Origin of the sequence: Streptomyces sp. CB01373 (assembly GCF_002803075.1) — a bacterium.
Classification (GTDB): Bacteria; Actinomycetota; Actinomycetes; order Streptomycetales; family Streptomycetaceae; genus Streptomyces.
Genome location: NZ_NNBK01000012.1, coordinates 240,173 through 252,203, shown reverse-complemented (window position 1 = coordinate 252,203; position 12,031 = coordinate 240,173). Strand labels below are relative to the sequence as shown.

Below are 12,031 nucleotides of genomic sequence, written 5' to 3'. Positions count from 1 at the left end.
CGGCGCCATGACGCCGAGATCCGCGTGGCGACGCCAAGAGAGACAGGAACAGCCCCATGCACGACACCCCGCCGTCCTTCGAACTGCTGCCCGGCGCCGCCGAGTCGCCGGTTATCCTGCATGTGCCGCACGCGGCGCGGGCGATACCGGCCGTTGTCCGGGCCGGGATCGTGCTGGACGACGCCGAGCTGGAGCGGGAGCTGGACCACATCACCGACGCGTACACCGACCGGATCGCCGAGGCGGCGGCCGGGCTGGCGGGGCTGACGCCGTGGCGGTTCGTCAACCGGCTGTCGAGGCTGGTGGTGGACCCGGAGCGGTTCCCGGACGAGCGGGAGGAGATGCTCGCCGTCGGGATGGGCGCGGTGTACACGCGGACTACGCACCGGAACGTCCTGCGGCCTTCGGACACCGACCCGGAGCCGCTGGTCGAGCGGTACTTCCGGCCGTACGCCGAGGCGATGAGGAAGGCCGTCGCCGACCGCCTGGCCGCCACCGGGCGTGCTGTGATCATCGACGTGCACTCCTACCCCGGCGCCGCGCTCCCCTACGAACTGCACGGCGAGGGCCCGCGGCCGCCCGTGTGCCTGGGCACCGACTCCTTCCACACGTCGCCCGAGCTGACCGGGCTCGCGCGTGCGGCGTTCGCGCGCTGCGGCGAGACGGGACTGGACAGCCCGTTCAGCGGCGCCTACGTACCGCTGGAGTTCCACGGCGAAGACGCCCGCGTCGGCGCCCTGATGGTGGAGATCCGGCGGGACACGTACATGACCGAGCCGGGCGGTCCCGCGGGTCCGGGGCTCGACCGGCTGGCCGGGGCGCTGGCCGCCCTGGTCGACGGTCTGGGCCGCTGAATCCGGCGGGAGCGCTCCGGCACGTCACGCGGTGCGGGCTCGGTCGGGCGACACAGTCCCGGTCACGCCCGCAACCACTCCGTGACGACGACCTCGGCGCCCGCGCGCAGCCGCAGCGCGAACGGGCCGCCGGGCGGTGCGTCACCGGTGAACCGGCCCAGTTCGTCGGCGGTGAGCGCGGGTCCCCGCCGCCGCGGGCCCGCCAGCACCTCGATCCGGGCCGGCTGCGGCGGCAGCACCTGCCCCATCAGCCCGTCCCCGGTGACCTCGACGTCCACGGTCAGCTCACCGGCCTGGAAGGTCAGCATCCGCGGTGTGTCCGTCGCGCCCCGGACCGGAATGGCGTCGACCAGCGAGTCGAAGGTCAGCTCGGCGATCCGGGCGTCGAGGTCGCGCAGCGCGAATGCCTCGACGGCGAGTTGACGCAGGTCGTGGGGCACCGGGTCGAGGATCGCGGCGGCCTGCCGCAACTCCTCCTCCAGCAGCCCCGCTGCCATCTCTTCCTCGTCGAACGTCCCCTCCTGGGCGGGGAGTTCGTCGCCGGTGCCGTCGTCGTCCCGGATGTTGCCGCTCACACTGTCCCCCGTGCGTCGAGTCGTGCGCGCAGGCGCCTCAGACAGCGCTGGCGCAGTGGTCCGATGCTGCCCACGGCGACGCCGAGGGCCGCTGACACCTCCTGGTAGCTGGGCGGCGGCGAGGCGATCAGCACCCGCAGCAACTGGCGGCAGCGGTCGCCGAGGTTCTCGAACTCCTGCCACAGCCTGCGGACCCGCTCGCTCTGTGCGGCGGCCTCCTCGGAGTCGAGCAGCGACTGCTCGGGCGTGCGGTCCTCGCTGACCCGGTCAAGGAGTTGCGGATCGCTCGTCACCGTCAGCCGGCTCAGGCTCCTGAGCGTCTTCAGGCACTCGTTGCGGGCCGTGCTCGCGAGCCACGAGCCGGCCTTCTCGGGTTCGCGGATCCGCCCGAGGTGCTGGGCGAAGCGGAACCACACGGTCTGGTAGACCTCGTGCCCGTCGGCGTCCGAGAGCCGGTGCGCCCGCACCACCGACCACACCAGGGGACTCATCCCCTCCACCAGTGCTTTCCAGGCCGCCGCGTCACCGTCGACGGCGGACCGGACGAGCACGCCGACCTCTGCGCGTTCCACTGACTCACCCCTCGGATACGGCATGTCATCGTACGCCGTGGAGGGGAGGGTTCCGGACCTCATGCCGACGGGGCGAGCCGGGTCACGGGGACCGGGCGCCAGGTGGGCGGACGCAGCGCCGGGACGTGCGCCCCGCGCACTTCCGCGTACTCGGTGTTCGCCTGGAGCAGCTGACGCCGGGCCGCACGCGGGTCGGGTTCCTTGTGCGCCGTCATGTGCGCCGCGATCATGCCCGCGGCCACCGGAGTGGCGAAGGAGGTGCCGCTCCACTGTGCGAAGCCCTCGAACACGGCCCGGTCCGCCTGCGCCGGAGTGCTCTGCCCGGCCTCGCTGAGCACTCCGGTGTGCCGCGGTGACTGGCAGGTGCAGCCGTAGGCGAAGCCGAACCGGCAGGCCTCGTAGGAGGAGTGCTGGTAGACGTACGGCACGGGCGACTCGAAGCCGGTGAGGGCACTGGTCAGCCGCTCGCCGGGGGCGTACACCCGCACCCAGGCGCCGTGGTTGCTGAAGCAGGCGCCGTACTCGCCGTCACCGCGCAGGGCGCCGACCGACAGCACGGACTCGGCGAAGCCGGGCAGGCCGGCGTAGGCCGCGGGCCAGAACGGGGTGCCGCTGCCGTTGTTGCCGGCGGCCGCGACCAGCAGGGTTCCTCTGTCGCGCAGTTCCCGCATGAAGGCGTCCACCCCGAGCAGGCCGTCGGTGCGGCCGTTGGGGGTGCCCGCGGAGAGGCTGAGGATGTCGGGCCAGCCGCCCGCGTCGACGGCTTCGAACAGCCGGTGGCCGAAATCGGACTCCAGGATGGCGCCGGCGTCGTTGAGGGTGCCGCGCACGGTGATGTCGGTGTTCGGGGCGACGGCCGCGACCAGCCCGGCGATGAACGTGCCGTGGCCGACGTACTGCTGGAGGACGCCCGCGTCGTCGGTCTCCCGTTCCTGCGCGTCGCCCTGGACGTGGGCCAGGGTCGGGACCGAGTGGTAGTCGTGCATGAGGCCGGTGTCGACGACGAGGACGCCGACGGCGGTGTCCTCGTCGTAGACGGTCTCGGCGGGCGCCGGGTTGGGGCCCTCGCCGAACGGGGCGGGCACCGGCTCGTCGCCGGGGCAGGCGTTGACCGACGCGATCGAGACCACGTGGTTGCGGCTGACCAGCCGCCGTCCGGTCCTGCCCTCGGGCTCGCGCAGGGCACGCAGCGCGTGCGTGACGGCGAGGTCGCCGCCGCGGTCGCCGCGGCCCGGGTCGCCGACCTGGATACGGGTGACTCCGGTGCGGTTGGTCTCCGGGCCCGCCCGGCGCACACGGTCCGCGGTCAGATCGGGCGCCGCCGCGAAGTGCGCGCGGACGGTGTCCTCGACCAGCCGGGCCTCCTCGCCGTCGCGGGCGAGGACGACACCCTTCTCGTAGCAGAACTCGGCCGCGTCGTCCGGGCCCATCGCCAGCGGCACGTCCGGCATCGAGCGCTGGATCTGGGCGAACTGCTCGCGGAATCGCTGAGGTGCCATGGCGTGTCCTCCCGTTGGTACGACGATCGTCAGTCTGAGCCGTGCGGCCCCCGCCTGATACAGCGTCGGCGGGTGTGCGCCGGTTCCAGGGGCCTCATCAGGCCACTACCATCCAACGGGTGACAGCGGGAAGCGACTCGGTCCTCGAACTGCTGCCCATGGTGTTCGCCGCGCCCGGCGAGGCCCTGGCGCGGGCCCGCGGGCTGCTGGAGTCCGCTCCGCCGCCGCTGCACGGATCCGTGGCGCACCAGGTGATCGGCATCTGGCAGCGGGACTTCGGCGACACACGCCTGGCCCTGCGGCATCTGCGGCGGGCCCGGGACCTGGCGGCGCACGCCGACTCGGCCGAGCGGGAGGCCGACGTACTGGCCACGCTGGGGGTTGCGTTGGTGCACGCGGGGCGTACACGGCAGGGCCTCGCGGCGTTCGAGCGCGGGGTCGCGCGCGGGACGGGCCACACCCGGGCGCGGGTGCTGTTCCGGCGGGCGTACGTGTGGTGGGTGCTGGGCCGCCATCGTGAGGCGCTGGAGGACGTACGGCGGGCGATTCCCGTACTGCGGCAGGCCGGTGACGTGATCTGGACGGCACGGGCGCTGACGCTGCGGGCCACCGTGCACCTGGCGCTGGGCGCGGTGGAGCGCGCGGACGCCGACTTCACCGCGGCTCAGGCGCTGTGGGACACCACCGGCCAGGAGCACGACAAGGCCGACGCCGTGGAGAGCCGGGGCCTGGCGGCGTTCCGGCAGGGCGACATCCCGGCGGCGCTGCGGCTCCTCGACGAGGCCGAGGAGCGGTACGCCGAGCTCGGCACGCCGACGTTCATGCTGGAGGTACGGCGCTGCGAGGTCCTGATGGCGGCCGGTCTCGCGCCCGAGGCGCTGGCCGGGGCGGACGCGGCGATCGCCGAACTGGACGGTATCGGCGGGCAGTCGACCCGCAAGGCGGAGCTGCTGCTGGCCGCGGCGCGGGCCGCGCGTCTCGCGGACGACCCGCACACGGCGACCGCGCGCGCGGCGCTTGCCGTGCGGCTGTTCGCGGGGCAGCGGCGTGCCTGGTGGGAGACGCACGCACGGCTGGTGCTGATCGAGGCGCGGGTGGCCGACGGGCGCCGCTCGGGGCGGCTGGTCGCGGACGCCGCGGCGGTGGCCGGACGGCTGGCCTCCTTCGGCTCGCCGGCCGCGCCGGAGGCGTCGCTCCTTGCGGGCCGGATCGCGCTCGCCCTGAGCCGTCCCGCGGACGCCGAGAGCCACCTCGCGGTCGCCGCGCGCAGCCGGTACGGCGGGCCGCCGCTCGCCCGGATGACGGGCTGGGCGGCGCAGGCGCTGCGGGCGTGGGCGGCGGGTTCCCGCCGCGGCGTTCTCGAGGCGTGCCGGCGCGGGCTCGACGTGCTCGACGACCACCGGATGACGCTGGGCGCCTCGGAGTTGCGGGCCCGGGCGACCGCGCAGGGCGCCGAACTGGCCGCGCTGGCCCAGGAGGCGGCGCTCGCGTCCGGTGAGCCGCGGCGGCTGCTCGTGTGGAGCGAGCGCTGGCGGGCCACCGTGCTGTCCGCGCCGCCCACCCGACCGCCCGCCGACCCGGCCCTGCTCAGCGGGCTGACCGCCTTCCGCGAGATCGCCGCCCGTGCGCAGGACGCCCGCCAGGACGGCCATCCGGTGCCCGCCCTGGAACGCGAACAGCGGCGCCTGGAACGGGAGATCCGCTCGCGCACCCTGCGCCTGCGCGGCGAGGCGCCCGGTGGCGGCGACCGGTTCGACCCCGGCCGGCTGCTGGCGCGGCTCGGGGACACGCGGTTGGTCGAACTGGCCGTGCTGGACGGGCGGGTGCACGTGCTGCTGTGCGGGCAGGGGCGGGTACGGCGCTTCGAGGCCGGGCGGCTCGCGGACGCGGTGACCGAGGCAGAGCACGTGCAGGCGGGACTGCGGCGGCTGGCCCACCCGGGGGCGGCGGCCCGGCTGCCGCTGGTGGAGGCGGCGGGGCGCCGGCTGGAGGAGCTGCTGCTCGGACCCGTCGCCCGCCAACTGGGCTCCGGGCCTGTCGTGGTGGTGCCGCCGGGGTCGCTGCACCGGGTGCCGTGGGCGCTGCTGCCGTCGTTGCGGGAGCGGGTGCTGAGCGTGTCGCCGTCGGCGAGCAGCTGGCTGCGCGCCCACGAGACCGAACCGCCGCCGGGGGGCCGCCGGGTGCTGGTGCGCGGGCCGGGTCTCGCGACCGGGGGCGCGGAGGTGCCCGAGCTCGCCGACCGCTACGGCGCGCCGACCGTGCTGGAGGAGGACGACGCGCATGTGTCGCGGGTCCTGCGGGAGTTGGACGGGGCCGCACTCGCGCACATCGCCGCGCACGGCACCTTCCGCGCGGACAGCCCGCTGTTCTCGTCGCTGACGATGGCCGACGGCCCATTGATCGTGCACGACTTCGAGCGCCTGGACCGCAGCCCGTACCGGATCATCCTGTCCTGCTGCGACACCGCCCGCTTCGCCTCGGTCGGCGCCGACGAACTGCTCGGCCTGGTCACGGCGTTGCTGCCGCTGGGCACCGCCGGGGTGGTGGCGTGCAGTGCCCCCGTCAACGACGAGGCGGTGGTCCCCCTGATGCTCGGCCTGCACAAGGGCCTGGACGCCGGCCTGTCCCTGGCCGAGGCACTCCGCGACGCCCGCACCGCCCTCCCGGGCGACGCGACCCACCAGGCGACGGGGTGGGCTTTCGCGGCGTTCGGCGCGGCTTGAGATGGGCGGAACGGCACGGTCCACCGTGGAGCACTCGGGAGCAACCTGTGGCGGAACTGTGCATTGTCATGTTTCCGCCATGCACGATCATTCCTGTCGCATCACGCCGCGTGCCACTCTCCGCGGGTGCCGGACGGGCAATCCCTGTCCGGCCCTTCTTGAGGAGAGGGGTACGAGTGCGCACTTACTCCACACGCTCCACACGTGCACGGCGAACCGTCCTGGCGCTGGCCACGGCCTGCATCGTCGCGGTGATACAGACACCGACCGCCGGCGCCGACCCGGGCCCGGCGCAACCGCCGTCCTCGGGATCCGGTTCGGGGATGACCGGCGCCCACCACCACGGCAAACCCGACAAGGACCTGCCGGGCGCCGACAGAGCCCCGTCGGCCAGGGCCAGAGGCGCGGCGGCCAAGGCCGACGCCCGGGTGAGCTGGAGCCGGTACGGCACCCCGACCACGGTCGTGCCGGAGGGCGACGGCACCGCCCTGGCGAAGGGGCTGCCGACCAAGCCCGAGCAGACCGCCCGCGCCTATCTGAAGGCCAACGCCGACCTGTTCGGCATCCCCGCCGCCCAGGTCGACGACCTCAAGCTGGTGTCGAGCACCCCGATCGGCAAGGGTGCCGCGGTGCTGCTCGCCCAGGAGGTGGACGGCAAGCCGTTCGCCCGGGACGGCCAGATCTCCGTCGGTGTCGTCGACGGCACCGTGGTCAGCGTCTCCGGGGCACTGGCCCCGGTCACCGGCGCACCGAAGCCGGCGACCCTGTCGGAGCAGGACGCCATCAAGGCCGCACTGGCCGACGTGGCCCTGGCGCCCGGCAAGCTGTCCGCGACGGACAGTACCGACAAGTGGCGCAAGTTCGAGGCTTCGGGACTGTCCGGACCGCAGCTCGTACGCCCCGTCGTGATCGCCGACCCCGACGGCACCGTCCGCTCGGCCTACCAGGTGCAGGCCGGTGCGGCCGGCGAGGAGCCGGAGCTTTACGACAGCGTCGTCGACGCCCGTACCGGCGAGGTGCTGGCCCGTCGGTCCCTGGTCGAGGACGGGGTCGCCGACGGCCACGACGGCAACCCGCAATGGAAGGTCTTCCCCTTCTCTCCCCCGCTGAACGACTCCTCCGCCGACACCCGCGAGACCTGGTGCTGGACGGCCGCTCCGGGCTGCGACCGCGTCATGAGCGACTCCGCCCCCGGCACTCCGCACCACGCCTGGGACATCGCCTCAGGTGAGGGCGGCGGCACCTACGGCGGCTCCTACAAACTGGGCACCACGCTCGGGGCCAACGCCTTCGCCAGCGACGGTCTGACGGCCAACGGGCGCAACTGGCTCGGCATCACCCCGGACGTGCGGGCCGACCGGGCCTACGACTACTCCTACACCGACGCCTGGCACGCCACCGGCTGCGACCCGAAGGTGCTGACCGACCCCGCGAAGCCGGACCGCGACGCGGCGATCGGCAACCTGTTCGCCCAGCACAACGTGATGCACGACTTCTCGTACCACCTCGGGTTCACCGAGAAGACGTGGAACATGCAGCACGACAACTACGACCTGGGCGGCAAGGGCGGCGACCCGGAGATGGGCGTGGCCCGCTCCGGCGGCAGCAACCCCGCCACCCGCAACAACGCCAACCAGAGCACCGGAGTCGACGGCGGTGTGGCGCTGACCAACATGTACCTGTGGCAGCCGCAGGCCGGGGCCTTCTACGGGCGCTGCGCCGACGGCGACTTCGACGCCTCCGTCATCGGCCACGAGTACACCCACGCCATCACCAACCGCATGGTCGGCGGGGGCACCTCCGGCCTCTCCGGCACGCACGCCGGCTCGATGGGCGAGTCCTGGAGCGACCTGGTCGCCACCGAGCGGCTGATCGAGACCGGCGCGGTCCCGGACGGCGTGGACCCGTGGGTGGTCGGCCCGTACGTGACTGACAACAACGAGCGCGGCATCCGCAACTTCGCCATCGACAAGAGCCCCCTCAACTACTCCAACTTCGGCTACGACATGGGCGGTCCGGAGGTGCACTCCGACGGCGAGATCTGGAACGCCGTGCAGTACGAGGTGCGTCAGGCGCTCGTCGGCAAGTACGGCGAGCCGGCCAAGAAGGTGCTCGCCTCGTGCGCGGCCGGCAAGACGTCGGTCGACGACTGCGGCGGCGGCCGGCGCTGGGTCCAGCTGATGTTCGACTCGTACCTGCTGATGGGCACGGGCAAGATCACCATGATCGACGCCCGTGACGCGATGCTCGCCGCGGACAAGATCCGCCACCACGGCGCCGACCTCGACGTCATGTGGGGCGCGTTCGCCAAGCGCGGCATGGGCATCGACGCCACCGCCACCTCGACCAGCGACACCCGGCCGCACGCGGACTTCGCCACCCCGACCGGCGTCAACGGCAACCTCACCTTCAAGGTGGTCAACGGCGGCGACGAGATCCCCAACGCCCGCGTCTACATAGGCAAGTTCAGCGCCCGGACCACGCCGATCGCCGGCACCACGTCCGACCTCGACAAGAAGGCGCTGTTCACCAAGGGCCACTACGACGCCATCGCGGTCGCCCCGGGCTACGGTCTGACGCGCTTCGACTTCCAGGTCGACGACGCCTCCAAGCAGACCGTCAAGGTGAAGATGCAGCCCAACCTCGCCTCGGCGGCGGCCGGTGCCACCGCGACCGGCGACGGGTACAACGCGGCCAGGCTCATCGACGACGACGAGGGCACCAACTGGGCGTACGTCGGTGACAAGACGGGCACCTCGGTGACCGGCAAGGGCGTCAACGTCCACCTGGCCGTCGACGGACCGACCAAGGTGCGCCGCATCCAGGTCAGCGCCATCAACCGGCCGACGGACAGCAGGGACCCCGGCGGCGACACCGGCAGCCAGAGCCGCTTCTCGGCGCTGCGTCAGTTCGAGGTCTCGGCCTGCACCCGCACCGCGACCGTCGACTGCTCCCAGCCCAAGCAGTTCCACGTCGTCTACCTCAGCCCGAAGGACGCCTTCGACGCCCCGAAGCCGCGCCCGGCGGCTCCCGACCTCGTCATGCGCAGCTTCGACATCCCGGCGACCTCGGCCACCGACCTGCGTATCGAGACGATCACCAACCAGTGCGTGGGCAACCCGGCCTACGCGGGCAAGCAGGACAACGACCCGAACAACGTGACGGACTGTGCCACCGGTTCCCCGGCGGCGTTCAACGTCCGGGCCGCTGAGTTCCAGGTCTTCGAGAAGTGATCCCCCGGCGGCTCCGGTGCGCGAGCACCGGAGCCGCCCGGCGGGGGGGCCGGGCGTCCCGTGGTCCGGCTCAGGCCTCACAGCCAGCCGCGGCGGGAGGCCTCCCAGGCGAGCTGCATCCGGGTCCGGACCCCGGCGAACTCGATCAGGTCGCGGATACGGCGCTGGACGGTGCGCAGACTCGTTCCGACCTGTCCGGCGATGGCGGTGTCCGTCAGACCGGTGAGCAGCAGCGACAGCAGGAGCAGGTCCTCCGGCGAAGGTGTCCGGTCGGACTCCCTCTCGCCGACCAGCCCGTCCTCGGTGAGCACCAGCGGCGAGGCGCCCGCCCACAGGCTCTCGAAGAACGCGATGAGAGCGTCGAGCAGCGCGCCGGGGCGGACCAGAACGGCGGACGGCGGGTCGCCGGCCGGGCCGCCCGCGTCCGAGGCGCGTACGAACGGGGTCACCAGCATGGCCAGTTGCCGGTCGGCGACCACCATCTTCACCGGAACCTCCGCGGCCACCCGGGCCTGTTCACCGCACTCGACGAACTCGCGGATCCGGTACACCTCGGGCGGCACCTCCAGCGCCGACCGCTCGTAGACCGCGCGGTACGTCACCCCCGCGGCCAGGACGTCCAGTTGGGTGTCGTTGCCGCGTGACGGCACCGCCACGTTCGGCGGCTTGCACAGCGCCAGGATCTCGGCCTGTGCGCCGCGCTGAAGCTGGTCGAACGTCCGGGCCATCGCCCGCGCCCCGGTCACCGTCTCGACCGCCTCGGCCGAGCCCCGGCGCCGGGTCTGGTGGCGGTACTCCTCGGTGAGCTTCGCCATCACCGACCGCGCGGCCTGCAACTCCTGCTGCCGGCTCAGCAGCAGCGGGCCGAGCGCCAGATCGGGCGGTGACGCGCGGAAGCGGTGTGCCGCGCCCTCGGCGCGGCACACCAGCCCCTTGGCCTCCAGCGTGTCGAGGAGTCTGGCCGCCTCGCGTCCGGACAGGCCGAGACGACGGGCGAGTTGGGACGGTGTGGCCTCCGGCATTCCGACCAGGCTGCGGTACGCACGTACTTCCACGGAGTCGAAACTCGTGGTCTCGAACATGTCGTTCTCTCCTCCTCCGGCCGTGCGCCGGACCGAACCGGTACCGGCGCACGACCGGTCGGAGCCGCCCTGAGGAGGAGATCTTGACGTGTCACCGTCCACTCGCGCCAGTACGCGATCGGCGCGGTTCGGCGCGTCCGAGGTGGCCGGTCCCGCCCATCCGGCCAGGTCAGGCAGGCCGGGCCGGACGGGTCAGGCCGGTGAGAAGATGTGGTCGCTGATCAGCCGGGTGGCGCCGACGACGCCCGCGGCATGGCCGAGCTCGCCGAGGACGATCGGCAGGTTGCCGGTCGCCAGCGGCAGGGACTGGCGGTAGACCTGGGTGCGGATGCTCGCCAGCAGGTTGTGCCCCAGTCCGGTGAGCCCTCCCCCGATGACCACGAGGCCGGGGTTGAAGAAGCTGACCAGGCCGGCGATGACCTGACCGGTACGCCGTCCGCCCATGCGGATCAGTTCCAGGGAGGCCGCGTCCCCGGCACCGGCGGCGGCCGAGACGTCCTCGGGGGTCAGCCTCCCGGCCGCCTCCAGCCGTCCGGCCAGCTCCGTCGAGCGGCCGGACTGGGCGAGCGCGGTCGCGTCGCGGACGAGGGAGCTGCCTCCGAAGTACGCCTCGAGACAACCGATGTTGCCGCAGGCGCACCGTGGTCCTTCCGGATCCGCCTGGATGTGGCCGATGTCGCCGGCGCTGCCGGTGACACCGCGGTGCACCTCGCCGCCGACGACGATTCCGCAGCCGATGCCCGTGCCGAGCTTCACGCACAGGAAGTCGCGTACGGACCGGGCGACGCCGGCCTGCTGCTCGCCCAGGGCCATCAGGTTCACGTCGTTGTCGACGAGGACGGGGCAGCCCAGTTCCTGGCTCATCGCCTCGCGGACGGGGAAGCCGTCCCAGCCGGGCATGATCGGCGGCGCGACGGGGACGCCCTCGGGGAACCTGACGGGTCCCGGTACGCCGATCCCGGCGCCGTCGAAGCGATCCGCCAGCCCCGCCTCGCGCAGTTTGCCGGCCAGGGCGAGCACCCGCTCGAAGACGGCGACCGGGCCTTCGCGCACGTCCAGCGTCTCGGCCACGTGGCCGAGGACGTCCAGCTCGGCGTTGGTGACCGCGACGTCCACGGAGGTGGCGCCGATGTCCACGCCGAGGAACCGCAGTGACGGGGCGATCCGGACGTTGTGCGAGCGGCGGCCACCGCGGGAGGCGGCGAGGCCGTCCTGCACGACCAGCCCGGTCTCCAGGAGCCGGTCGATCTCGAAGGCGAGCTTGGAGCGCGACAGCTCGACCTGCTCCCCGAGGGCGACCCGGGACTGCGGGCCGAGGTCGCGCAGGAGGCGGAGCAGCCGGGCCTGGTGGAGATTGGCCGGTCGAGCCGTCATAGACCTCACGCCGCCCCCGTCGTGGCAAGAACCGTTCGCATGCCCGGCACATGGGGGGCACGACTTTGAGAAGGACCGTAGCACCGAGCCGCCGCCGATGAAAGAAACTTGTGCACTGA

At 73.2% G+C, this 12,031-nt stretch carries 8 protein-coding genes; 3 read left to right on the top strand and 5 right to left on the bottom strand.

The window, feature by feature from the left end; genetic code table 11:
• Positions 1 to 56 precede the first annotated feature (56 nt).
• Entirely contained in the window at positions 57 to 854 is a 798-nt protein-coding gene (locus CG719_RS20650; RefSeq protein ID WP_100570154.1) for an N-formylglutamate amidohydrolase, read from the top strand.
• A 62-nt stretch (positions 855 to 916) separates the two neighbouring features.
• Here the strand turns inward: CG719_RS20650 and CG719_RS20645 are convergent, their stop codons facing one another.
• The 3 genes from CG719_RS20645 to CG719_RS20635 all read right to left on the bottom strand — a co-directional run bounded on the left by CG719_RS20645 (position 917) and on the right by CG719_RS20635 (position 3,500).
• Complete coding sequence (locus CG719_RS20645) at positions 917 to 1,351, bottom strand: hypothetical protein (protein ID WP_100570337.1); 435 nt, start codon at positions 1,349 to 1,351, stop codon at positions 917 to 919.
• Positions 1,352 to 1,425: 74 nt separating this feature from the next.
• Complete coding sequence (locus CG719_RS20640; RefSeq protein ID WP_100570153.1) at positions 1,426 to 2,064, bottom strand: RNA polymerase sigma factor; 639 nt, start codon at positions 2,062 to 2,064, stop codon at positions 1,426 to 1,428.
• The gene (locus CG719_RS20635) at positions 2,061 to 3,500 is read right to left on the bottom strand and encodes a S8/S53 family peptidase (RefSeq protein WP_100570152.1); all 1,440 of its coding nucleotides are present in this window, start codon (positions 3,498 to 3,500) and stop codon (positions 2,061 to 2,063) included. The genes CG719_RS20640 and CG719_RS20635 overlap by 4 nt, the downstream gene beginning before the upstream one ends.
• Positions 3,501 to 3,658: 158 nt before the next feature.
• Here CG719_RS20635 and CG719_RS20630 point away from each other — a divergent pair, with 158 nt between their 5' ends.
• The gene (locus tag CG719_RS20630) at positions 3,659 to 6,223 is read left to right on the top strand and encodes a CHAT domain-containing protein (RefSeq protein WP_234375694.1); all 2,565 of its coding nucleotides are present in this window, start codon (positions 3,659 to 3,661) and stop codon (positions 6,221 to 6,223) included.
• Between the two features lie 323 nt (positions 6,224 to 6,546).
• On the top strand, positions 6,547 to 9,456 hold the full coding sequence (locus CG719_RS20625) for a M36 family metallopeptidase (RefSeq protein WP_100570336.1): 2,910 nt from the start codon (positions 6,547 to 6,549) through the stop codon (positions 9,454 to 9,456).
• A 77-nt stretch (positions 9,457 to 9,533) separates the two neighbouring features.
• On the opposite strand, the gene CG719_RS20620 is transcribed toward CG719_RS20625, so the two are convergent.
• On the bottom strand, positions 9,534 to 10,538 hold the full coding sequence (locus CG719_RS20620; protein ID WP_100570150.1) for a TrmB family transcriptional regulator: 1,005 nt from the start codon (positions 10,536 to 10,538) through the stop codon (positions 9,534 to 9,536).
• A 192-nt stretch (positions 10,539 to 10,730) separates the two neighbouring features.
• A complete protein-coding gene (locus tag CG719_RS20615) occupies positions 10,731 to 11,912 on the bottom strand; it encodes an ROK family protein (RefSeq protein WP_100570149.1) in 1,182 nt (393 codons plus the stop codon).
• Positions 11,913 to 12,031: the final 119 nt, after the last annotated feature.